This window comes from Rugamonas apoptosis, assembly GCF_014042355.1.
In the GTDB taxonomy this organism is placed as follows: Bacteria; Pseudomonadota; Gammaproteobacteria; order Burkholderiales; family Burkholderiaceae_D; genus Rugamonas; species Rugamonas apoptosis.
This window is the reverse complement of the sequence record NZ_JACEZU010000018.1, coordinates 38,371-58,921: the sequence shown is the minus strand read 5'-3', so window position 1 is coordinate 58,921 and position 20,551 is coordinate 38,371. Positions and strand designations below refer to the sequence as shown.

The following is a 20,551-nucleotide window of genomic DNA, read 5'->3' as shown; positions in this document are numbered from 1 at the left end:
TTCTTATTCCTTCTTGGTGGCAGCGTCGCCGGTGCTGGCGGCGGCTACCTTGTCTGCTTTTTTCGCTTCCGGCTTGGCCACGTTGGCGGCCAGCGGATCGAAGTCCATCGGCACCACTTGCGGCGTGACGGGCGCGCCAGGATGCACGCGCTGCAGGCCGTTGACGATGATCTTCTCGCCCGCTTTCAGGCCCTCGCGCACCACGCGCAGGCCGTCCACGGTCTGACCCAGCTTGATGGGGCGGTATTCGGCCTTGTTATCGGCGCCCACCACGAACACGAACTTGCGGTTCTGGTCCGTGCCCACGGCGCGCTCGTTGATCAGCAGGGCCTGCGACTGGCCGCCGTTGCCGCCGGCGCCGCCATCCAGCTGGACGCGGGCGAACAGGCCTGGCACCAGCGTGCGGTCGGCGTTGGCGAAGGTGGCGCGCATGCGCACGCTGCCCGTTTGCGGATCGAGCTGGTTGTCGACGAATTCCAGCTTGCCTTCATGCGGGTAGCCGGTTTCGTTGGCCAGGCCCACTTTCACCGTCACCGGCTGGCCCTTGTGCGACATGGCGCCCACGCGCAGGAAGGTGTCCTCGTCGCCGTCGAAGCTGGCGTAGATGCGGTCGGTGGACACGACGGAGGTCAGCACGGCCGACGCATCGACCAGGTTGCCCAGCGTGATTTCCGCCTTGCTCACGCGGCCGTTGATGGGGGCGTGCACCTGGGTGTAGCTCAGGTTCAGCTTGGCCGCCTCGAACTGGGCTTGCGCGGCGCGGGCGTTGGCGTCCAGCTCTTTCAGGCCGGAGGCTTTTTCGTCGTACTCGCGCTGGGCGATGGCTTTATCGGCCAGCAGCTTCTCGGCGCGCGCCAGTTCCAGCTTGGCCAGGTCGGCCTTGGCGCGGGCCGAACCGGCGGCCGCCTCGGCGCGATCCTTCTCGGCCTGGTATGGGCGGGGATCGATCACGAACAGCACGTCGCCCTGTTTGACTTCGCTGCCCGGCTTGAAATTGACAGCCGTGATGAAACCGCTCACGCGCGAGCGGATCTCGACCCGCTCCACCGCTTCCAGGCGGCCGGAAAACTCCTGGGTTTCCAGCACGGCTTTCTGCACCACCACGGCGGCCGAAATCGGCGGGCCACCGGCAGCCGGCGCCTCAGCCGGCTTGCCGGTTGCTTCATCGCACCCTGCCAGACCAAACGCGGCCAGCCCCGCCAGGGCCATAGCGGCGACCAGAGGCCGGGCTACAGCGGTCAAATGTTTCACGTTTTTCATGTTAAATCCTTTTTCTATGAAAATTTTTAATATCAATGGCGGGACCGGGCGGCTCGGACAAAATTCGAGAAAACACGGCACTACCGCTCCGGTGGCGAGCCAGCGCGGAGCGTCTTGCGGGTCTTGCTAAGAAGGTGGGGAACCCTTATGCGGCTGGCGGCGTTTCCGCCCGGTCCAGGCCAGCGATGAAGCTGGCGATTTCTCCCAACGCGTGGACTTTGCACGCGCATTCGTTACGCGCCCCCGATTCGTGCAGGGGCGCCGGCGGCAGCCGGCTGACGGTGGTCCTGGTGCCACAGGCGATCAGCTTGGCGCCATAGAGTTCCGCTTCATCACGCAGCGGATCATCTTCGGCCGACAGGATCAGTGCCGGCGGCAAATTCTTCAAACGGCTCGATTGCAGCGGCGACGCATACGGGTGCGTGCGGTCAGCCGCGTTGGGCAGATAGCCCCGGTAGCCGGCCGCGCAGGCGTCGGCCACGTCCACCATGTCCGCCGCCGCACTGTTGCAGCGCATCGAACCGGTGCTCAGGCCCGGATCCAGCATGGGCATAATCAGTAACTGGCCGGCCAGCGGCGGGCCGCCACGGTCGCGCGACATCAGCGCGCAGACGGCGGCCAGGTTAGCGCCCGCTTCGATACCGGCCACGATCATCTGCTTGCCGGTCCAGCCCAGCTTGGCCTTGTTCTTGCGGGCCCAGTTCAGGATCGCGTGGGCATCCTCGACGGCGGCCGGGAACGGCGCCACGGGCGCCAGGGTATAACTGGCGGCCAGCACCAGTTGTTCCGGATTGTCGTTGGCCAGGTGGCGCAGGAACATGTCGCTGTCCTCCAGCCCGCCCGTCACGAAACCGCCGCCGTGGAAAAACACGATCAGCGCATCCCGCTTGACGCCGGCCGGGCCGCAGCTGTACAGGCGCGCGGGCAGCAAGCCGTCCACGCCGCGCACGTCCAGGTTGCGGCTCTTGAGCTGGTCGGACAGCACAGCGCTCATTGGTGCACCGTTTGAACCGCGTCGTCGGCGCAGGCCAGCACATCGCCGTTGGCTTGCCATTCCTGGGTCAGGGCATGGTAACCACTCGCCTCGGCCTGGGCCGCCTGCGCGTAGGTATCGGTATAGACGACAGCCGCCAGCGCGGCCGCGCTCAGCGCGAATCCCAAGGTCGCCATGATTTCAGTCCGATATGCCATGATGTTTTCCCTCCCAAACTGCCAGCCTCCAACCCGACGGGTTACATTTCATGCTGCAGTACGGCAATCATAAACTTCCACTACAATTAGATAAATACGGCATTATTGAATTGATTGTTCACGAATCCGAACAATGAGAAGACAAGATGAATAAATTGCAAGCGATGGAAGTGTTTGTGCAGGTGGTGGACGCCGGCGGCTTCACCCGCGCGGCCGACAACATGCAGCTGCCCAAGGCCACGGTATCGACCCTGATCCAGTCGCTCGAAGCGGCGCTCAAGGTCAAGCTGCTGCACCGCACCACGCGCCAGGTGAGCGTGACGGCCGACGGCGCCGCCTATTATGAACGCTGTTTGCGCATCCTGTCGGACGTGCGCGAAGCGGAGGAATCGCTGTCGCGCACCCGCCTGAGTCCGAGTGGCCGGCTGCGGGTGGACTCGCCCACCGGCCTGGCCAGCGAAGTGCTGGTGCCCGCCCTGCCCGACTTTTTCGCCCGCTATCCCGACATCGAACTCGAACTGGGCAGCAGCGATCGCACCGTGGACCTGATCGAGGAAGGCGTGGACTGCTGCGTGCGCGGCGGTGCGCTGAGCGACTCCAACCTGATCGCGCGGCGCGTCGGCTTCCTGCACTTTCTCACCTGCGCCGCGCCATCCTACCTGGAACGCTACGGCCGGCCCCAGCACCCCAACGAACTGACGCGTCACCGCTGCGTGAACTATTTTTCTACCCGCACCGGCAAGATCTACGAATGGGACTTCGCCCGCGGCGACGAACTGGTGCAAACCCTGCTACCCGGCTCCATCGCCGTCAACGACGCCAACGCCTACCTGAGCGCGGGTCTGGCGGGACTTGGCGTCATCCAGACCGCCCGCTTCGTGCTGGAACCGCTGATCGCGCAAGGCAAGCTGGAACTGCTGCTGCCCGACTGGACGTCCGCGCCGATTCCCATTCACGTCGTCTACCCGCAGAACCGCCACCTGTCGGCCAAGGTACGCGTGTTTGTCGAATGGGTGGCCGAACTGTTCGCCCAACATCCCGGCATGCGCCTGCCCAAACACTTGCGCCCCGCCACCCCACTGGAGTCCGCATGATGAACAACGCCCCGCACCGCATCGTCTTCCTCGACCGCGACAGCCTGATCGCCAACGTGCGCCCGCCCGCCTTTCCCCATCACTGGGCGCAGTACCCGGCCACCGGCCATGCCGACGTGGTGGAACGGCTGCGCGACGCCACCATCGCCATCACCAACAAAGTGCCGCTGCGGGCCGCCGACCTGGCCCAATTGCCGAAGCTGAAGATGATCGCGGTGGCCGCCACGGGCACCGACATCCTGGACCTGGAAGCATGCCGCGAGCGGGGCATCGCCGTCTCCAACATCCGCAACTACGCCGTCCACTCGCTGCCCGAACACACGTTCGCGTTGATCCTGGCCTTGCGCCGCAACCTGGTCGCCTACCGCGCCGACGTGGAAGCGGGCCGCTGGCAGCAGGCCGGCCGTTTCTGCCTGCTCGACCATCCAATCAGCGACCTGGCGGGCAGCCGTCTGGGGCTGGTGGGCTATGGCGCGCTGGGCAAATCGGTGGCCGCGCTGGCGCGCGCGTTCGGCATGGAGGTGTGCGTGCATACGCGCTCGCCCGTGGACGATCCCACCGTGCGCCAGGTGGACTGGGACGAACTGCTGGAAACGTCGGACGTGATCAGCCTGCACCTGCCGCTGTCGCCGCAAACCCGCCACATGATAGGCGCGCCGGAACTGGCCCGCATGAAACGCGGCGCCCTGCTGATCAACACGGCGAGGGGCGGCCTGGTGGACGAACAGGCGCTGGCCGACGCGCTCAACAACAACGTGATCGCCGGCGCCGGCTTCGACGTCCTGACCAAGGAACCGCCGCCGGACGACCACGTGCTGCTCAAACTGCGCCTGCCCAACTTCATCCTCACCCCGCACACGGCGTGGGCCAGCGGCCAGGCCATGCAGGTGCTGGCCGACCAGCTGATCGACAATGTCGAAGCATGGGTGGCGGGTGCGCAGCGCAACGTGGTGGTGTGAACAGGCCCGCCGTCCCAGTCAAAAGCTTAGCGGCGTCCCCTTGTAGTAGACCGTCGCGGGCACGATGCTGCAGTTGAAGGTGATGGGCGTGGATACCTCGTATGCCCAGCCCTTGGTGACCAGCGTGGCGATGTCCACCAGCGTCAACGTGCGGTGATTGGCGGCACCGGCGGCCAGGCCTTCCGGCGTGAACACTACCAGGATCACGGACCAGGCCACATTGAAGTCGCCGGTGTGCGGCACGCCGATCAGGTGGTCATGGCCGATCAACAGTGCGCACTGGTTGGCCGGATAGCCAAACTGGACGCAGGCGGCACCGCCATTCGGATAGCCGGGCGCCGGGAACGGCAGCACGTTCACGTGGTCGCAATTGTGCGGCTGGCAGTTCAGCGTGGCCGGATTGATGGTCGAATTACTGGGATACGCCGGCAGATAAAGCGGCGCGGCCGCGCGCGGGTTGGACATGGACGGGAATGGCGCCTTCGATGGCGTCAGCAGATAGACGGTGCTGCCGTCCGCGGCGTTCACGGCTGGCTCCACGGTCGCCCGGCCGAAAGCGGTTTGCCCGGACTGGGCATACGCGCTCATGCTCGCGCCGACCAGGCCTGTCGCCAGTAACAACATCAAAACAGTTCGCTTGCACATCTTCTTCTCCCCGATGGAAACAGGCGCACCCAAGGGCACCCTTGCCCTCCTGCTGAAGCTGAATTGCGCCGCCGCTAAAGCCGGCCGATGCAGCTTTCAATATAGTTCACGTTGGCTCAACAGCGAATTCATTCATTACTCAACGGTGCGCCTGTCTCAGCAGGATCAACTTGTGTTTACCGGGACGCGACCTAGAGTGAAGCATGCGGCGTTACCGCGTGAATGACATTCGGGGAGGCGATCATGGCAACGGCAGATTGGCGCCTGGAAGGCGACTGGGTAAAAAACTGCAACTGCGCGTACGGGTGCCCGTGCGACTTTAACGCAAGACCGACCGAGGGATATTGCAAAGGACTGGTCGCCATGCATATCACTTCCGGCTATTTCGAAGCGACGCGGCTCGATGGCCTGTCATTCTGCGTCACCGTGCACTTTCCGGGCGCGCTGCATGAGGGCAATGGCGAGGCCCAGCCCATCATCGACGAACGCGCCACGGCGGCACAGCGCGACGCCCTGTTCGCCATCTTGTCGGGCCAGAACTCGCAGGAAGGCACGTTGTTCCAGATTTTCAGCCTGATCGTGACCAAGATGCACGAGCCCGTGTTCGCGCCGTTCCGCTTCGAGTTCGACCTGCGCGAGCGCAAGGCCCGCGTGGTCATCCCCGGCGTGCTGACGACGGAGGTGGAACCGATCAAGAACCCCGTGACGGGTGCGCCGTTCCGTGGCGCCGTCCTGCTGCCGGATGGCTTTGAACACCGCGAGGGGCAGATCGCATCGTCCGATATCGACAGCATCGGCGCCGTGCCGTTCGTCACCAAGGCCAAACACAGTACGCTGGCACATGTGATCCAGAGTCCGGCGGGCGTGCTGGGCTAGCACACGGCGCTGGCCATGACTGCGGCAATGCTGGCGCGCGTGCTGCGCCACGAACGGCTGCCGCCGGTGGCGGCGGTGATGCTCGTGGTCGCCATCGCGTGGGCCTACCTGCTGGCCGGCGCCGGCACCATGGAGGAAATGGACGGCATGCTCATGCCCATGAGCGCCGGGCGGTGGACGGCGGGCCATGCCCTCATCATGCTGGGCATGTGGATCGTCATGATGGTGGCCATGATGCTGCCCAGCGCCCTGCCCGTGTTGCTGCTGTATGGAACCATCGTTCGCAGGAAAGCGGCGCAGCAGGGCGCCGGGCCGGGTTATGCGGTCGCGTTGTTCGCGCTCGGTTACCTGGCCGTGTGGAGCCTGTTCAGCGTGGCGGCCGTCGCGCTGCAGTATGTACTGGAACGGGCGGCCTTGTTGTCGCCCATGATGGAAAGCACCAGCATCGTGCTGGCTGGCCTGACGCTCGTCGCGGCCGGTGTGTATCAGTGGACGCCGATCAAATCCACCTGCCTTGCCCACTGCCAGTCACCGCTGGAATTCGTGCTGGCCAACTGGCGCGGCGGCGGCCTGGGCGCGTTCCGGATGGGCGTCCGGCACGGTGCATTCTGCGTGGGATGCTGCTGGCCGCTGATGCTGTTACTGTTCGTGGGCGGCGTGATGAACCTGGTCTGGATCGCTGGACTGGCCGTGTATGTGCTGGTGGAGAAGCTGACACCGCCAGGCCACTGGATCAGTCGCGCTACCGGTGTCGTCTTCATCGCCTGGGGGGTGGCGACGCTGCTGTCGCCTTAGGCGGCGTTGAATTTCGCGTAGTACGCCAGGACTTCCGGGGTATCGGCGATGCGTAGCTGGTGCGCGTTGAGCGCTGGCGCCACGCTTCGCACCAGGTCCGTCGGCACGTGATCGAGCCGGCCCGAGTTCAGGTTGCGCACATCGACGAACACTTTCAGGTCGGCGATCGTGAGGCGGTTATCGGCGAAGAACTGGCCGCCATGGGCCAGCAACTGCGCCTCCAGCCAGCGCAGGTAGACCGGCATGGAACCGTTGACCAGCGCCAGCCGCGCCGCCTTCTGCTCCTCGCCCGCCATGCGGAAGGTGGGGCTCAGCTTGTCATTGGCGTCTTCCACCACGTACGTCACCTCGTCGCACAGCAGGGCCTGCAATGGGTCGTTCGGGTACAGGCCGGACAATTTTCCCACGTAGCGCAGGATGGCGTCGCACTGGGTGACCAGCGTGCCGTCCACATGCAGCGTGGGGACCTGACCGAACGGCGTGGCCTTACGCAACTCGGCGAATTCGGGGAAAGCGAAGCGGTGGTCTTCAAATGGAATGCCGCCGATGTGCAGCGCCAGGCGCGCCGGCTCTGCGCGGCCGCCATGGAAGTCGAAATACGTCAGTTTGAGTTGTGGCATGGTGGATTCCTTGGGGTGATAGTTTAAAAAACCGGTGTCAGGTCTGACAATTGGACAAGCAGCGTGCGCATTTGATATATCTCAAAGTGCGCAAATGGTATTCGATTTCATAAAAAGTGGTTTCATATCCATAGATCTTAGAAACGATATTGATCTTGCTCAAAGATGATGCTCACGTGTCCGAATGACAGACCTGACACCGATGTTTCGTGACACCGATGTTTCGATACCGATGTTTCACCGGTGTTTCAGGATCTTTTGGCCAGGGGCAAACGAGGCCCGCTGGATGCGCCCATCCACGACTTCGTAGATGCACAACATCTCTTGTGTACCTGGGCCTTCCGGAAAATCGCGGGTAATAAGTTCAAGGTCGGTCACGATATTGCCCATCACCGTGCGCGACAACAGTCGGGCGAGCAGATTCGGCTCTTCGAACCGGGCCATATATCGCGGTCGCAACTCAGCATGACCCTTCGCAAGCCGTTCGCCATGTAATGCAAACTGCTCGGCGTCCGGTGAGTAGGTGCTTAGGAACGCGTCGATATCCTTGGCATTAAATGCGTCGAGTTGCGCTTGAATAACGGCGAGCGGCGAAGTATTTTCCATGCGATTTCTGTCCGATTGTTCTTGAAATGTGGGGTTAAGCGTTCATTCCTGTCGAGGTTGGATCCCGACAACGAGAGCCATCCATGACGCATTAAAATCTATAACAGTGCGCCTGCTGCGCATCACTGCGCATAAATGGCATGGTTAGCACTACCGAGGTTTCTTGCTGGCATTCCAAAAGCACTCGCCTGGTTTCCTCCACGCCTACCTCGATAAATCCTCTTTTCCAAGCTTGCGCAAGCGCAATTGATAGCGTTGTTTCGATCGCTTGCGGATTTATCGGCGTCCTTTTCTGCACCTTCGAAACGTCATCATCGCCATGGTGCATCCGTAACACATTCGGCGTTTTTCGTTGGACCGAATGCAGGAGGTATGCGCCATCAGATGTGATGAATTGGCTTGCACCTTCAATGCCAGAATTGGCAGCCGCAGATACCTGAGCAAGCGCCGACGAGGCGACAAGTAGAGAAGTGACAAGTAAGATCGCGCGTCTCATGGTCACCTGCCAGTACGCGCTACAGCAATTGTTTGGCCGTGCTATTCCTCGGCGTCGCATGTTCATGAAACAGGTCGGCCAGATATTCGCACAGCTCATGTTCCGCCACGTCGTCCGGCACCACAAAATCAGCGGCCCTGCGCTTGCCCTCCGCGCCAAGAATAAAGGCACGCCATGAACCAGCCTCCCCCGTCACGGCGATGTGGGCGCCAAAAATATTGAATTTAAACTCGCTCATTGGTCACCATCAACAAAACAGGAATCGAGGCACGCTTTCCCTTCAAAAAATGCACCTCATCCATCACCCACCCTACAGCGCGGAATACCAAAGCGTACCGCACACTTGCATTCTTGGCAATCAACTAAACCCTTGCCGCAATTTAGAACGTCCCCGGCAACAGAATATTCCGATCCACCTGCTGCACGTCGCGCAGCCCGCAAAACGCCATCGTCAAATCGAGCTCATTGCGGATAATCTCCAGGCATTTGCTCACGCCCTGCTCGCCCATCGCGCCCAGCCCGTACAGGAATGGCCGGCCGATATACACGCCGCGCGCGCCCAGCGCCAGCGCCTTGATCACATCCTGCCCGGAGCGGATGCCGCCGTCCATGTGCACTTCGATCCGCTTGCCCACCGCTTCCACAATGCCTGGCAGCGCGCCGATCGACGATTGCGCGCCATCGAGTTGCCGCCCGCCGTGGTTGGAGACGATCAGCGCATCGGCGCCACTCTCCACCGCCAGCCTTGCGTCTTCGGCATCCATGATGCCTTTGATGATCAGCTTACCGCCCCAGCGCTGCTTGATCCATTCCACATCCTTCCACGACAGGCTCAGGTCGAACTGCTGGTTGGTCCAGGCGGACAGCGAGGACATGTCCGACACGGACGAAGCATGGCCGACGATGTTGCCAAAGCTGCGCCGCCGCGTGCCGGCCATACCCAGGCACCAGCGCGGCTTGGTGGCCATGTTGACGATGTTGGCCAACGTCAGCTTGGGCGGCGCCGACAAACCGTTGCGTATATCCTTGTGGCGCTGGCCCAGCACCTGCAAGTCCAGCGTCAGCACCAGCGCCGAGCAGCGCGCGGCCTTGGCGCGGTCGATCAGGCGGTTGATGAACTCGCGGTCCTTCATCACATACAACTGGAACCAGAACGGCTGGGAAGTATGGGCGGCGATATCTTCGATCGAGCAGATGCTCATGGTGGACAGCGTGAACGGCACGCCGAAGCGTTCGGCCGCGCGCGCGGCGAGGATTTCGCCGTCCGCGTGCTGCATGCCCGTCAGCCCGGTGGGCGCGAGCGCCACCGGCATGGCCACTTCCTGCCCGACCATGGTGCTTTTCAGCGTGCGGTTTTCCAGGTTGACGGCCACCCGCTGGCGAAATTTGATGGCGGCGAAGTCGCTGCTGTTGGCGCGGTAGGTCGATTCCGTCCAGGAACCGGCGTCGGCGTAATCGTAGAACATGCGCGGCACGCGTTTTTGCGCCAGGACGCGCAAGTCTTCTATGCAGGTGATGACGGTCATGAACACTTCCCTCTTCGATGATGCTTCAGATCATCGGCTATTTCATTGCAAAAGCCAATAAGAATGTGGGAAAGGCAATACAGGAGGGAAACGGAAGCTGAAATAGAAAAAGGGGTCAGATTTTGCAATCTGACCCCGATATTCTGGTGCGGCTGGCAGGAATCGAACCCACGACCCCTTGGTTCGTAGCCAAGTACTCTATCCAGCTGAGCTACAGCCGCGCGAGGCAAGATTATAGCAGGGGTGTTTGTGTATGCCAATAGGAAATTGTGGCTTTCACTTCCCCGCGGATGAAACACATTCGGAAAAGAAAAAGGGGTCAGATTTTGCAATCTGACCCCGATATTCTGGTGCGGCTGGCAGGAATCGAACCCACGACCCCTTGGTTCGTAGCCAAGTACTCTATCCAGCTGAGCTACAGCCGCAAAAAACAACATTATAACAGGTTTTCCGCTTCGCGAAACATTCCTTGAAGAAATGCCACACTCTACTTCTTGCAACGTCATACGATGGTGACGTACTCCCTGTGGGGCGAACCCCGGTACAACTTGACACTACAATCAGACCCGACGATCTGATCCCAATATTCTGGTGCGGCTGGCAGGAATCGAACCCACGACCCCTTGGTTCGTAGCCAAGTACTCTATCCAGCTGAGCTACAGCCGCTTAAGCAACATTGTAACGCATTAATTAAATTTTGCAAAGTGCGATATTTTCAATCGCTTAGTTGGCTTGGCGATACAACCACCGAATCAACTACTCCGCAATAACGTAAAAACCGCGTTTATTGCCTCTTTCAGAAGGCTTGCCGTCCGAAAGAAGCAAGATTATAGGGAGGTTCACCGTGCTTGTCCAGCACCTTCTGCCAACTAACACCGCGCACCCACCGTTTTCATGGCCGCCAGGGAATCGACTTGCTTCATTCATGCCAGTGATGCCTTGTATCACAAGTCTAAATTGGCATCTATAACTGCATTCCGGCATCATTCACCTGTCTCCTCTATCTCCTCCAAGGAAATAGATTCAGCCCGCTTCCGTAGCGGGCTTTTTTTTGTCCGTAGGTTCAGGCTGCCAATTGGTGTACGATTTAAGCATGAACCTGTCCGACAGCGTCGTGCCCCCTGCCCCAGACTGGTCGCTCACCTGTCTGGGCGAGCCCGTCTGCTGGCCACCGGGACTGCGAACGGCGATCGATATCCTGCTCAACTGCCCCACCCCCATGTTGCTGATGTGGGGCCGCGAACAAGTCATGCTCTACAACGATGCCTACGCCGCCTTCAACGGCATGCCCAACCTGCAAGCGCCCGGTGGCAATGTGCCGTCCGTGTTGCCGCCGGCCTGGAGTTGGAGCGCCGCCGTCATCGACCATGCCTGGCACGGCCACAGCGCCAGCTACCGCGCCCAGCCGCTGACCGTATGGCGCGACGGCGCGCCCACCCAACTGCCGTGCGACTTGTATTACACCCCGGTGCGCGATGCGGACGGTACCGTGGCCGGCATCCTGTGCACGCTCACGCCAGCGGCTACCGTGCCCGCGAGCGCGCCGCCCCATGCTCCGCTGCGCATCCTGGTGGTGGAAGACAATACCGACGCGCGCTACCTGGCTTGCGAAACGCTGCGCGCGCTGGGCCACGAGGTCCGGGCCGTGGCCAGCGGCGAGGCCGCCCTGCCGGCGCTGGAACAGGGGCCGGTCGATATCCTGTTCACCGACGTTAGCCTGCCCGGCATGTCCGGCGTGGAACTGGCGGGCCAGGCGCTGGCCCGTCATCCCGCCCTGCAACTGCTATTCGTGTCCGGCTATGGCGACGCGCTCACGCGCCACTTGCCCTGGCCCGTGTCCACCTTGCAGAAACCCTACGAACTGGCGCAATTGCAACATGCCCTGACCACTATCGGCCGCCGCCTACACGATGAGGCGAAATAGTCCGACACCACGGCGCGGCTATCGTGTGCCCCGTCGCTTGTCGGGCCAGCTACAATATTGTCATCGGCCTAAAGAAACCGCACGTCTCATCTCGTCCCGCTGGCCTGGCCGATATTGCACCGCTTCACAAGGGCAACGACTCACCCATGACCTTAACCACTGAGCCGACGGGCAGCGTCCGTTTCGCCCCGGCAAAAACTATCCAGTCCGCCGCATCCGCTGACGACCACGATACCGAAGTCGCCGTACTGCGGGAATCGTTGCGCCAGGCCGAGGAACGCAACACGGCCCTGCTGCGCAATGAGCAAACCTTGCGCGACCGCTTGCGGCTGGGCGAGGAAGAAATGCGGGCACTGGCCAACGCCATGCCGCAACTGGCCTGGATCGCGGGACGCGATGGCAATATGATCTGGTGCAACGAGCGCTGGTATGCCTACACGGGCACCACGCCCGAGCAGACCGGGGTGGCCGGCTGGCCCGCCGTCTACGCGCCGGACTGCCTGCCGCAATTGATGGCGCGCTGGCACGCCTCGCTGGCCAGCGACCAGCCATTCGAGATGGAAGTGCCGATCCGTGGCGCGGACGGTCAGTACCGCTGGTTCCTGACCCGCGCCAATCCCGTGCGCGATGGCGGCGGCCCGGCGTTGCGCTGGTTCGGCACCAGCACCGACGTGGACCAGGTCAAGCGCGCCCAGGAAGCCTTGCGGGATGAGACGACCGTGCTCGAACTGCTCAACAGCACCGGCAGCGCGCTGGCCTCCACCCGTGACCTGCCGTCCCTGCTGCAGGAAGTGACGGACGCGGCCACCAGTATCAGCGGCGCCCGCTACGGCGCGTTCTACTACCACAGCGGCGACGCGGAAGGCGCGCCCCAGATGCTGCACGCCCTGTCCGGCAGCGCGCCAGCGCAATTCCCCAGTTTCGGCCGGCCCCGCGCCAGCCCTCTGTTCGGCATCGGCCTGCGCGGCGAAGGCACGGTGCGCAGCAACGACCTGCTGCGCGACCCGCGCCATGCCCAGTCCATGCGCGACGACGCGGCCATGTCGCCCGTGATCCGCAGCTACCTGGCCGTGCCCGTCGTGTCGCGTTCGGGCGAAGTGGTGGGCAGCCTGTATTTCGGCCACCCGGAGCCGGACATGTTCAGCGAGCGTACGGAGCGCATCATCGGCGGCATCGCCGCCCAGGCCGCCGTCGCGATCGACAACGCGCGCCTGTATGCGGCGGCCCAGCATGCGGCCGAGGAGCGCAAGGTATTGCTCGACAGCGAACGCTGCGCGCGCGCCGAAGCCGAGCGCACCAGCCGCCTCAAGGATGATTTCCTGGCCACCCTGTCGCACGAATTGCGCACCCCGCTCACGGCCATCCTGGGCTGGGCCCAGGTGTTGCGCCGCGGCAGCCGCGAGGTGGCCGACGTGCAGCGCGGCCTGCAAACCATCGAACGCAACGCCCGCGCCCAGGCCCAGTTGATCGAGGACTTGCTCGACATGAGCCGCATCACCTCCGGCAAAGTGCGGCTCGAAGTGCAACTGCTGGCGCCGCAAACGATCGCCGAGGCCGCCATCGATGCGGCGCAGCCGGCCGCCGACGCGCGCCAGATCCGCATCGAACGGCACTTCGATCCGCTGGCCGGCCAGGTGGCGGCCGACCCCAGCCGGCTGCAGCAGATCATCTGGAACCTGCTCAGCAACGCGCTCAAGTTCACCGAGCGCGACGGCACCATCACGGTGCGCGTGGGCCAGGCCGATGGCCAGCTGGAAATCGCCGTCAGCGACAACGGGGTGGGCATCCGGCCCGAATTCCTGGCCCATGTGTTCGAACGCTTCCGCCAGGGCGACTCGTCCACCACGCGCCGCCATGGCGGGCTGGGCCTGGGCTTGGCCATCGTCAAGCACCTGGTGGAACAACATGGCGGCAGCGTCGGCGCGGCCAGCGAGGGTGAAGGCCGCGGCGCTTGCTTCACGGTGCGCCTGCCGCTGGCCCAGCCCGGCGCGCCAGGCAGCGGCGCGGCCTGCGCTGCCCCGCGCCTGACTTAGTTTATAATTAAACAATATCACTATGCTAACGGGACGCGCGGCGCCGGGATGAGTGTCCTATCAACTTACCACGCAGCAACAGTCAAATCCTACCCGCACATGGGGCACTGTCCTACAGCAACTTTCTGTGCGTTTGCTACACTTTAAAAAGGATCAAAACGCGGTACAATAATTTCCATGTGGAAATAATTGCTCTCGCGTGCGCCATGTCTCAACCGGGCGCGTTATTATCGATTTATTACGCCGCCGGCGGGGTGCCGGGGCGTCTGCAATGACAGAGAATACTATGCCGAGCCGAGATGAAATCCTGAACGCCAAGATTCTGGTGGTGGATGATTGTGCCGACAATATCGACCTGATGCTGGAAATTCTGCGCGATGCCAGCTATACCGACGTGACCTCCACCATGTTGCCGGAACAGGTGTGCCCCTTGCACCGCCAGCACTGCTACGACCTGATCCTGCTCGACTTGCAAATGCCGGGCCTGAATGGCTTCCAGGTCATGAAGGGACTCAAGGAAATCGAACAGGGCGGCTACCTGCCGGTGCTGGCCTTGACGGCCCAGCCCAGCTTCAAGATCGCCGCGCTGGAAGCCGGTGCCCGCGACTTCATCAGCAAACCGTTCGACCTGCTGGAAGTGCACAAGCGCATCCACAACATGCTGGAAGTGCGTTTGCTGTACAAGGAACTGGCTCAATACAGCAAACAGCAGCAGGAACTGGCGCTGCACGACCCGCTCACGGGCCTGCCCAACCGCCGCCTGCTGGAAGACCGCATCGCCACCGTACTGCAACATGCGAGGCGCCAGCACGACAAGGCGGCCGTCATGTATCTGGACCTCGATGGTTTCAAGGGCATCAACGATACCTATGGCCACGCCTATGGCGACGAAGTGCTCAAGATGGTGGCGCGCCGCCTCACCGGTTGCGCGCGCAAGGAAGATACGGTGGCCCGCGTGGGCGGCGATGAATTCGTGATCGTGCTGGGCAATATATCGACCTTGCACGATGCCCAGGAACCGGCCGCCAAGCTGATCGAGGCGGTGTCGGAGCCCTACCAGATCAACGGCCTCACGCTCAAGCTGTCCACCAGCATCGGCATCAGCCTGTTCCCGGACGATGCCGACTCGGTGGATGCGTTGATCGGCGTGGCCGACATGGCCCTGTATCAAGCCAAGCGCTCCGGAAAAAACCGGTGCTGCGCGGCCTCGCTGGCCGCCCCGCTGCCCAGCGCGCCGGAGCAGCACAGCATGCTGTCCACCCCGGCCTGAACCATCCGCTAATGGCTACGGGCCGGCGTCCCCGCCGCGCGCCCGCCCGTTGCGGTTCCATGCCGCAAGCCATGGGCCGTGCTTTCCTCCACTTGCCCTGCGTGCTGGTGATCGTCGTGCCCGCCCACCACTTCCGGCGCCACTTCGATGCGCGTCACGCCGGCGTCCACCGACAGCGGATCGCTGGCGGGAAACGTCATCTCCACCGCCTCGTCGATCAAGGTTTCCCTGGCCTGCTCCACCGGCGTGGGTGGTTCCTCGTCGGCCAGCGCCGTGATGACGGTGGCCCATTTGACGCAATCGAGCCGCGCCAGGTCGCGCACGGTGTGCACGGCAAACACCCGCGCCAGCGCCTCGGCGCCGTCCGCGCTCATGCTGCGCAACGCGGTGACGGGGGCGCCGGCCAGGGCCCGCATGCTCAATTCCGCATAATCATCGTTGATCAAGGTCTTCAGGTTCATGATGCGATCCCTCCCCGATTGAGACGGCGCGATGTTGCACCGGCTACAGCTTGCACTGTGGAGGCGGCCGCCCCCGCCGTCTGTGCGCCAACGAACAGTGCCCCATGGGCCGCCTCGCGTACGATAGCGGTACGGTTTTGACATTCGTAAATGCTATTGCTATGATCGACCAGCACTTTCCTGACGGCCTCATGACAGCCCTTCCCGCCGCCGCTGCCCTGCCCGCCGCCGCCCCGTGCCGCGCCCTGACCGACAGGCCTGATCCCGTGTCCACACTACACAAACCGAAGATCCTGGTCGTGAACGACGACGCCGCCAGCCTGTTCGCGCTGACCAGCTTGCTGGCCCAGTGGGCCGACCAGGAAGGCTATGAAGTCTTGCCGGCCCGCTCGGGCCAGGACGCGCTGCGCCAGGTGCTCAGGCACGATTTCGCCGTGATCCTGCTCGACGTCAATATGCCCGGCATGGACGGGTTCGAGACGGCCGAAGCCATCCACCAGCGGGCCCGCTCGGCCAACATTCCCATCATCTTCATCACTGCCTTCCTGACCGACGAACTGGACCGGCTCAAGGCTTACCAGTGCGGCGCCGTCGACTTCCTGTTCACGCCCGTGATCCCGCAAGTACTGCACGCCAAGATTGCCGTCTTCGTCGCGCTGGCCATGAAGAATGAGGAACTCAGGCTGCAGGCCCGCCAGCTCAGCCTGCGCACTACCGCGCTCACCGGCACCAACAAGCGGCTCACGCGTGAGATCGAAGAACGCAAGTCGGCCGAACGGCAGAATCACGCCAAGGACGAATTCCTGGCCATGCTGGGCCACGAGCTGCGCAATCCACTGAGCGCCATCAGCAGCGCCGCCACCCTGATCGGCCTGCCCGGCGTCACGCCCGAAGGCGCGGCCCGCGCGCGCCAGATCATCCAGCGCCAGAGCCAGCACCTGGGCCGCATCGTCGACGACTTGCTGGACCTGTCGCGCGCCATGTCGGGCAAGATCCTGCTCAGCCGCACGCCCATGGACCTGGCCGCGCTGGTGACGGGCTGCCTGGAAACCTGCCGCGCCACCGGCCGCGGCGCCGGCTACACGCTGCGCCAACAACTGGAGCCGGCCTGGGTCGACGGCGACGCCACCCGGATCGAACAGATCGTCAGCAACCTGCTCGACAACGCCCTCAAGTACACCCCGCCTGGCGGCATTATCGAGCTGCGCACCGGCACCGATGGCGACGACGCCGTGCTGACGGTGCACGATTCCGGGGTTGGCATCGCGCCCGAGCTGCTGCCCCAGGTGTTCGACGTGTTCGTGCAAGGCGCCAGCACGCTGGACCGGTCCCAGGGCGGCCTGGGCATCGGCCTGTCGCTGGTGCGCCGGCTGGCTGAACTGCACGGCGGCCAGGTGCAGGCCGACAGCGATGGCGACGGCGCCGGCAGCACCTTCACCTTGCGCCTGCCGCGCGTGGCGCACGGTGTGCCGGCCGCGCCGGCGGCGCAGCGTCTGGCGCCAGCCGACAAGCCCACCGTGCTGCTGATCGAGGATAACGACGATGGCCGCGAAATGATGGCCATGATGCTGGGCTGCTACGGTTACGCGGTGCAGCAGGCGGCCGCGGGTGACCAGGGCTTGCAGCTGGCAAGCCGCTGCCGGCCCGACCTGGCCCTGATCGACATCGGCCTGCCGGCCATGGATGGCTACGAAGTGGCGCGCCGGCTGCGGGCCGACCCGGCCACGCGCGATATCAAACTGGTGGCCCTGACCGGCTACGGCCAGGCCGAGGACCGCCAGCGCGTGCTCGATGCCGGCTTCGACCTGCACCTGGTCAAGCCGGTCGACGTGGAACACTTGCTGCAAGTGATAGGCCATTGCATGGGCCAGGCGGTGGACTGAGGCCACCAATTGACGGCACCCATCGCTACTGTCGCGTTCGCAGTGCGCCAGAATTTTCGATCCTCAGGTATGATCGCTTCAATCCGTTGTTCCACCATCAACCGAGTACGCCATGCCCGTTCAGGCTTCACCACCGACCGATCCCGCCGCGCCAGAGGCGCAACGCAGCGCGGAGCTGAGCGAACTGCTCGGCCATGTGCATACCTGCTGGGACGATGAACGGCGTTCGCTATCGCGCCAGTTGCACGACAGCCTGGGCTCGTCACTGACGGCGCTCACCATGCACCTCGGCCTGCTGATGCAGAAAATGCCGGCCGAACCGGCCTTGCAGGAACGGGCCGCCCACATGAAGCAGCTGCTGCACCAGGTCGTGGAAGTGAACCGCGACATGCAGCACCGGCTGTGGAACGACAAGCTGGAATTTCTCGGCGTGCGCGTGGCGCTGGCCGAGCAGGTGGCGCAGTTCAGCGCCAGCCATCAATTGGCCGTCCATTGCAGCCTGCCCGATGAAGACCTGGATTGCCCGCGCGGCCACAGCGTGGTGTTGCTGCGCGCGCTGGAGGAAGCGCTCGATAATGTGGCCGCCCATGCGGGTGCCACGGCCGTCGACGTGATCGTCGACGACAACGAAGACCAACTGGTGTTGACGGTGCGCGATAACGGGGTGGGCCTGCCAGCCGGCGGCGCCTTGCCGGCCACCGGAAAATTTGGCTTGCGCATGGCGCGCGAACGGGCGGCCCACCTGGGCGGGCAATTGACCTTGGCCGCCAATGATGAGCATGGCGCGACGTTGACGGTGGTGCTGCCTAAGCCCTTCAGCGCGGCTTGACGGGCGTCCGGGCGCGCCCCACCTTGCAGCGGGTGCAGGTGCGGGTGCGGGCGGCGGGGTGGCGACCGTGCGATCGCCGCCGATGGCGGGCACGCCGGCGTCAAACCAGCGTGCCGCGCCTGAACCGGCTATCAGTCGTCGTGGCCGTGACCGTGGCCTTTACCGTTGCCGTGGCCTTTGCCATGGCCATGGTCGTCGTCGTCGCGGCGGTCGTCACGACGGTCATCGCGGCGTTCTTCACGATATTCGCGGCCGCGGTCGCCATGCTCGGAGCGGTAGCGCGGCGCGTATTCCTTCTGGTACCAGTTATCATCCACGAACAGCACGCGCTGGCCGCAGGCATTGTATTCGCGGCAGTGCTTGTCCCAGTGCTTGGCGTGGCCAGGCGGCACGCGCAGGTAGATGGGCGCGGTTTCCACATAGCGCACCGGGCGTTGCACGATCACGGGCTCACGGTACAGCACTTGCGGCTGCGGATAATTACCCAGGTCGATACGGCCATAAAAGCCGGGCTCGCCGACGCTGATGGACACACCGACATCGGTCGCCATCGCGGTGGAGGACAGGGCCAGCAGACTGGCGGCAAGAATCAGAGGTTTCATCAGCGTGCTCTTTCTTTGTTATAAAAATTAAAATCCGCCGCGTAATGCTAGCGAGAATGACATTTTAACCGGGAGACAGGCGCGCGCACCGTACGCTAGCGTACACATCACCACAAACGGGCCAGCGGCAGCACCACGCCGCCGAACAGCGACCAGTCGGCCGCGGCGCGGTTCAAGCCCTTGGCCATGCCGAAGTCCAGCGTCAGGTACTTGCTGGGACTGTAGGCGGCCGCCACCAGTGCCTGGGCCGTGCGGTCGGCGCCGCGCCGGCGGGTACCCGACAATTCGCCCGTCATGCCCCAGCGGTCAGACACCGGCGTCGAGAACGAGGCCGACAGCCCGGTCTGGGTGCGGCCACTGCCCTCCTCCCACACACCAAGACGGGTCAGGTTGAGGTTGGCATCCATGTGGATCGCCTCGAAATCGTGGCTGTAGATGCCGTTGACGCTGTAATCAGCCCGGCCGCTGCCGATGCTGTCCTTGGCCGTGGGCGCCTTGGCGCCCAGCTCCAGGCCGAACGCGGTGGCGCTGTCGACCAGGAAGGCGCGCTTGAGCACGAAGGTGGTGTCGCCCACGCCGTGGCTGCGCCCGCCGTTATCGTCCGGGGCCGACACCCACGCCTCGCCGCCCACCACCACGCCCCAGCTATCGTTGAAGCCCAGCTTGAAGGCATACGGCAGGCTGTTGCGGTGCCCGCCATCGGCCTTGGTGACCAGTCCGCCCAGTTCCAGTTCCAGCTGGCCCGGAGCCGGCAACTGGGCCGGACTGGAGACGGAGGGCCGGTACGGCGTCACCGGCTGCAATTCATCGGCGCGGCCCGGCGTTGCCACCGTGGCCAGCGCGGCCAGGGCCAGCAGGAATGCGGCTTGACGTTGGATCATGCTGATCTCCTTCACATTATTCGGTGATCAATAAGTTGCTTCGTAGCCAGCAGCCTATCACTGATTGCCGAGTCACCCAAGCACCGATGTGAACTTGCTGCACAGAAAAAATACTGCTATCCTAATCGTTCGATCTCTAATCATTTGCGAGCAAACCTTTTGTCCTCTATTGAAGACCGCTTCTCCGCCGCCCTGCACACTTCCGCGCGCGGCTGGCGCCTGGCCGTGGACCGCCGCCTCAAGCACCTGGGCATCAGCCAAGCCAGCTGGATGGCCATCGCCATCGTGGCCAAGGCCGCCACGCCGCTGCCGCAGACCCGGCTGGCCGCGCTGGTCGGCGTGGAAGACCCCACCATGGTGGCCACCATCGACCGCCTGGTGAAGGCCGGCTACGCGCTGCGCGCGCCCTCGCCCACCGACCGCCGCGTCAAGCTGGTGAGCCTGACGGAGGCCGGCCAGGACATCTACCGCAACCTGAAGGCGGAATCGGACGTGTTGCGCGCCGACCTGCTCCGCAATATCGACCCGCAAGCGCTGAAGCTGGCGACGGAAGTACTGGAGACGCTGCAGGCCGGCATCGAGGCGCAGCTGTGAAAGTTC

General features: G+C 63.6%; 23 protein-coding genes and 3 tRNA genes. 11 read left to right on the top strand and 15 right to left on the bottom strand.

The window, feature by feature from the left end:
- Window positions 1–3: 3 nt before the first annotated feature.
- The 3 genes from H3H39_RS26065 to H3H39_RS26055 all read right to left on the bottom strand — a co-directional run bounded on the left by H3H39_RS26065 (window position 4) and on the right by H3H39_RS26055 (window position 2,451).
- Complete coding sequence (locus tag H3H39_RS26065) at window positions 4–1,260, bottom strand: efflux RND transporter periplasmic adaptor subunit (RefSeq protein ID WP_182157308.1); 1,257 nt, start codon at window positions 1,258–1,260, stop codon at window positions 4–6.
- A 145-nt stretch (window positions 1,261–1,405) separates the two neighbouring features.
- Window positions 1,406–2,254 carry an alpha/beta hydrolase gene (locus tag H3H39_RS26060; RefSeq protein WP_182157307.1) on the bottom strand — a complete coding sequence of 283 codons (849 nt, stop codon included), beginning with the start codon at window positions 2,252–2,254 and terminating at the stop codon, window positions 1,406–1,408.
- The gene (locus tag H3H39_RS26055) at window positions 2,251–2,451 is read right to left on the bottom strand and encodes a hypothetical protein (RefSeq protein WP_182157306.1); all 201 of its coding nucleotides are present in this window, start codon (window positions 2,449–2,451) and stop codon (window positions 2,251–2,253) included. The genes H3H39_RS26060 and H3H39_RS26055 overlap by 4 nt, the downstream gene beginning before the upstream one ends.
- Before the next feature lie 146 nt (window positions 2,452–2,597).
- On the opposite strand from H3H39_RS26055, the gene H3H39_RS26050 reads away from it, so the two are divergent.
- Together H3H39_RS26050 and H3H39_RS26045 are read left to right on the top strand one after the other, a co-directional pair.
- Window positions 2,598–3,545, top strand: coding sequence for a LysR family transcriptional regulator (locus H3H39_RS26050; RefSeq protein WP_182157305.1), 948 nt, complete (start codon window positions 2,598–2,600; stop codon window positions 3,543–3,545).
- Entirely contained in the window at window positions 3,542–4,504 is a 963-nt protein-coding gene (locus H3H39_RS26045) for a D-2-hydroxyacid dehydrogenase (RefSeq protein WP_375540462.1), read from the top strand. The genes H3H39_RS26050 and H3H39_RS26045 overlap by 4 nt, the downstream gene beginning before the upstream one ends.
- Before the next feature lie 18 nt (window positions 4,505–4,522).
- Here H3H39_RS26045 and H3H39_RS26040 read toward each other — a convergent pair whose 3' ends face one another.
- Complete coding sequence (locus H3H39_RS26040) at window positions 4,523–5,092, bottom strand: hypothetical protein (RefSeq protein ID WP_182157304.1); 570 nt, start codon at window positions 5,090–5,092, stop codon at window positions 4,523–4,525.
- On the opposite strand from H3H39_RS26040, the gene H3H39_RS26035 reads away from it, so the two are divergent.
- The 3 genes from H3H39_RS26035 to H3H39_RS26025 are packed head-to-tail and all read left to right on the top strand — an operon-like array spanning window position 5,091 to window position 6,820.
- Window positions 5,091–5,375, top strand: coding sequence for a hypothetical protein (locus tag H3H39_RS26035; protein WP_182157303.1), 285 nt, complete (start codon window positions 5,091–5,093; stop codon window positions 5,373–5,375). The genes H3H39_RS26040 and H3H39_RS26035 overlap by 2 nt on opposite strands.
- Window positions 5,372–6,025: a DUF1326 domain-containing protein gene (locus H3H39_RS26030; protein ID WP_311196991.1), complete on the top strand. Its 654-nt coding sequence runs from the start codon at window positions 5,372–5,374 to the stop codon at window positions 6,023–6,025. The genes H3H39_RS26035 and H3H39_RS26030 overlap by 4 nt, the downstream gene beginning before the upstream one ends.
- Window positions 6,026–6,040: 15 nt before the next feature.
- Window positions 6,041–6,820 carry a DUF2182 domain-containing protein gene (locus tag H3H39_RS26025; protein WP_182157301.1) on the top strand — a complete coding sequence of 260 codons (780 nt, stop codon included), beginning with the start codon at window positions 6,041–6,043 and terminating at the stop codon, window positions 6,818–6,820.
- Here H3H39_RS26025 and H3H39_RS26020 read toward each other — a convergent pair.
- The 8 genes from H3H39_RS26020 to H3H39_RS25985 form a co-directional block, all read right to left on the bottom strand.
- Entirely contained in the window at window positions 6,817–7,440 is a 624-nt protein-coding gene (locus H3H39_RS26020; protein ID WP_182157300.1) for a glutathione S-transferase, read from the bottom strand. The genes H3H39_RS26025 and H3H39_RS26020 overlap by 4 nt on opposite strands.
- A gap of 237 nt (window positions 7,441–7,677) precedes the next feature.
- Window positions 7,678–8,046, bottom strand: a complete 369-nt coding sequence (locus H3H39_RS26015) for a nuclear transport factor 2 family protein (RefSeq protein WP_182157299.1) — start codon at window positions 8,044–8,046, stop codon at window positions 7,678–7,680.
- Between the two features lie 91 nt (window positions 8,047–8,137).
- Complete coding sequence (locus H3H39_RS26010) at window positions 8,138–8,542, bottom strand: hypothetical protein (protein ID WP_182157298.1); 405 nt, start codon at window positions 8,540–8,542, stop codon at window positions 8,138–8,140.
- A gap of 19 nt (window positions 8,543–8,561) precedes the next feature.
- Window positions 8,562–8,780: a DUF7661 family protein gene (locus H3H39_RS26005; RefSeq protein WP_182157297.1), complete on the bottom strand. Its 219-nt coding sequence runs from the start codon at window positions 8,778–8,780 to the stop codon at window positions 8,562–8,564.
- Window positions 8,781–8,922: 142 nt separating this feature from the next.
- Window positions 8,923–10,068, bottom strand: coding sequence for an alpha-hydroxy acid oxidase (locus H3H39_RS26000; RefSeq protein ID WP_182157296.1), 1,146 nt, complete (start codon window positions 10,066–10,068; stop codon window positions 8,923–8,925).
- Between the two features lie 144 nt (window positions 10,069–10,212).
- Window positions 10,213–10,289, bottom strand: a tRNA-Arg gene (locus H3H39_RS25995).
- Between the two features lie 127 nt (window positions 10,290–10,416).
- Window positions 10,417–10,493: transfer RNA gene (locus H3H39_RS25990), tRNA-Arg, on the bottom strand.
- Between the two features lie 164 nt (window positions 10,494–10,657).
- A tRNA-Arg gene (locus H3H39_RS25985) sits at window positions 10,658–10,734 on the bottom strand.
- 427 nt (window positions 10,735–11,161) lie between these two features.
- On the opposite strand from H3H39_RS25985, the gene H3H39_RS28115 reads away from it, so the two are divergent.
- The 3 genes from H3H39_RS28115 to H3H39_RS25970 all read left to right on the top strand — a co-directional run bounded on the left by H3H39_RS28115 (window position 11,162) and on the right by H3H39_RS25970 (window position 15,295).
- On the top strand, window positions 11,162–11,992 hold the full coding sequence (locus H3H39_RS28115) for a response regulator (RefSeq protein WP_182157295.1): 831 nt from the start codon (window positions 11,162–11,164) through the stop codon (window positions 11,990–11,992).
- Between the two features lie 146 nt (window positions 11,993–12,138).
- Complete coding sequence (locus H3H39_RS25975) at window positions 12,139–14,025, top strand: PAS domain-containing sensor histidine kinase (protein WP_182157294.1); 1,887 nt, start codon at window positions 12,139–12,141, stop codon at window positions 14,023–14,025.
- A gap of 286 nt (window positions 14,026–14,311) precedes the next feature.
- On the top strand, window positions 14,312–15,295 hold the full coding sequence (locus H3H39_RS25970; RefSeq protein ID WP_182157293.1) for a diguanylate cyclase domain-containing protein: 984 nt from the start codon (window positions 14,312–14,314) through the stop codon (window positions 15,293–15,295).
- 8 nt (window positions 15,296–15,303) lie between these two features.
- Here the strand turns inward: H3H39_RS25970 and H3H39_RS25965 are convergent, their stop codons facing one another.
- Window positions 15,304–15,756, bottom strand: a complete 453-nt coding sequence (locus H3H39_RS25965; protein WP_182157292.1) for a hypothetical protein — start codon at window positions 15,754–15,756, stop codon at window positions 15,304–15,306.
- A 191-nt stretch (window positions 15,757–15,947) separates the two neighbouring features.
- Here H3H39_RS25965 and H3H39_RS25960 point away from each other — a divergent pair, with 191 nt between their 5' ends.
- Window positions 15,948–17,639 carry a response regulator gene (locus tag H3H39_RS25960; protein ID WP_182157291.1) on the top strand — a complete coding sequence of 564 codons (1,692 nt, stop codon included), beginning with the start codon at window positions 15,948–15,950 and terminating at the stop codon, window positions 17,637–17,639.
- Window positions 17,640–17,751: 112 nt separating this feature from the next.
- Complete coding sequence (locus tag H3H39_RS25955) at window positions 17,752–18,468, top strand: sensor histidine kinase (RefSeq protein WP_182157290.1); 717 nt, start codon at window positions 17,752–17,754, stop codon at window positions 18,466–18,468.
- A 131-nt stretch (window positions 18,469–18,599) separates the two neighbouring features.
- Here H3H39_RS25955 and H3H39_RS25950 read toward each other — a convergent pair whose 3' ends face one another.
- Window positions 18,600–19,070 (bottom strand): hypothetical protein, encoded by a 471-nt coding sequence (locus H3H39_RS25950; RefSeq protein ID WP_182157289.1) that lies wholly within the window; start codon window positions 19,068–19,070, stop codon window positions 18,600–18,602.
- Between the two features lie 107 nt (window positions 19,071–19,177).
- On the bottom strand, window positions 19,178–19,951 hold the full coding sequence (locus tag H3H39_RS25945; protein WP_229218307.1) for a transporter: 774 nt from the start codon (window positions 19,949–19,951) through the stop codon (window positions 19,178–19,180).
- A gap of 159 nt (window positions 19,952–20,110) precedes the next feature.
- Between H3H39_RS25945 and H3H39_RS25940 the strand changes: the two genes are divergently transcribed.
- Complete coding sequence (locus H3H39_RS25940; RefSeq protein ID WP_182157288.1) at window positions 20,111–20,545, top strand: MarR family winged helix-turn-helix transcriptional regulator; 435 nt, start codon at window positions 20,111–20,113, stop codon at window positions 20,543–20,545.
- The last annotated feature ends 6 nt before the right edge of the window (window positions 20,546–20,551 follow it).

Bases quoted from the DNA above. Each gene is read 5' to 3' on its own strand.
- H3H39_RS25950 (WP_182157289.1), bottom strand. From the start codon at position 19,070: ATGAAACCTCTGATTCTTGCCGCCAGTCTGCTGGCCCTGTCCTCCACC.
- H3H39_RS26035 (WP_182157303.1), top strand. From the start codon at position 5,091: ATGCTCGCGCCGACCAGGCCTGTCGCCAGTAACAACATCAAAACAGTT.
- H3H39_RS28115 (WP_182157295.1), top strand. From the start codon at position 11,162: ATGAACCTGTCCGACAGCGTCGTGCCCCCTGCCCCAGACTGGTCGCTC.
- H3H39_RS25945 (WP_229218307.1), bottom strand. From the start codon at position 19,951: ATGATCCAACGTCAAGCCGCATTCCTGCTGGCCCTGGCCGCGCTGGCC.
- H3H39_RS26050 (WP_182157305.1), top strand. From the start codon at position 2,598: ATGAATAAATTGCAAGCGATGGAAGTGTTTGTGCAGGTGGTGGACGCC.
- H3H39_RS26060 (WP_182157307.1), bottom strand. From the start codon at position 2,254: ATGAGCGCTGTGCTGTCCGACCAGCTCAAGAGCCGCAACCTGGACGTG.
- H3H39_RS26025 (WP_182157301.1), top strand. From the start codon at position 6,041: ATGACTGCGGCAATGCTGGCGCGCGTGCTGCGCCACGAACGGCTGCCG.
- H3H39_RS26030 (WP_311196991.1), top strand. From the start codon at position 5,372: ATGACATTCGGGGAGGCGATCATGGCAACGGCAGATTGGCGCCTGGAA.
- H3H39_RS26040 (WP_182157304.1), bottom strand. From the start codon at position 5,092: ATGAGCGCGTATGCCCAGTCCGGGCAAACCGCTTTCGGCCGGGCGACC.
- H3H39_RS26010 (WP_182157298.1), bottom strand. From the start codon at position 8,542: ATGAGACGCGCGATCTTACTTGTCACTTCTCTACTTGTCGCCTCGTCG.
- H3H39_RS25960 (WP_182157291.1), top strand. From the start codon at position 15,948: ATGACAGCCCTTCCCGCCGCCGCTGCCCTGCCCGCCGCCGCCCCGTGC.
- H3H39_RS26055 (WP_182157306.1), bottom strand. From the start codon at position 2,451: ATGGCATATCGGACTGAAATCATGGCGACCTTGGGATTCGCGCTGAGC.
- H3H39_RS26020 (WP_182157300.1), bottom strand. From the start codon at position 7,440: ATGCCACAACTCAAACTGACGTATTTCGACTTCCATGGCGGCCGCGCA.
- H3H39_RS25955 (WP_182157290.1), top strand. From the start codon at position 17,752: ATGCCCGTTCAGGCTTCACCACCGACCGATCCCGCCGCGCCAGAGGCG.
- H3H39_RS25975 (WP_182157294.1), top strand. From the start codon at position 12,139: ATGACCTTAACCACTGAGCCGACGGGCAGCGTCCGTTTCGCCCCGGCA.
- H3H39_RS26065 (WP_182157308.1), bottom strand. From the start codon at position 1,260: ATGAAAAACGTGAAACATTTGACCGCTGTAGCCCGGCCTCTGGTCGCC.
- H3H39_RS25965 (WP_182157292.1), bottom strand. From the start codon at position 15,756: ATGAACCTGAAGACCTTGATCAACGATGATTATGCGGAATTGAGCATG.
- H3H39_RS26045 (WP_375540462.1), top strand. From the start codon at position 3,542: ATGATGAACAACGCCCCGCACCGCATCGTCTTCCTCGACCGCGACAGC.
- H3H39_RS26005 (WP_182157297.1), bottom strand. From the start codon at position 8,780: ATGAGCGAGTTTAAATTCAATATTTTTGGCGCCCACATCGCCGTGACG.
- H3H39_RS26015 (WP_182157299.1), bottom strand. From the start codon at position 8,046: ATGGAAAATACTTCGCCGCTCGCCGTTATTCAAGCGCAACTCGACGCA.
- H3H39_RS26000 (WP_182157296.1), bottom strand. From the start codon at position 10,068: ATGACCGTCATCACCTGCATAGAAGACTTGCGCGTCCTGGCGCAAAAA.
- H3H39_RS25970 (WP_182157293.1), top strand. From the start codon at position 14,312: ATGCCGAGCCGAGATGAAATCCTGAACGCCAAGATTCTGGTGGTGGAT.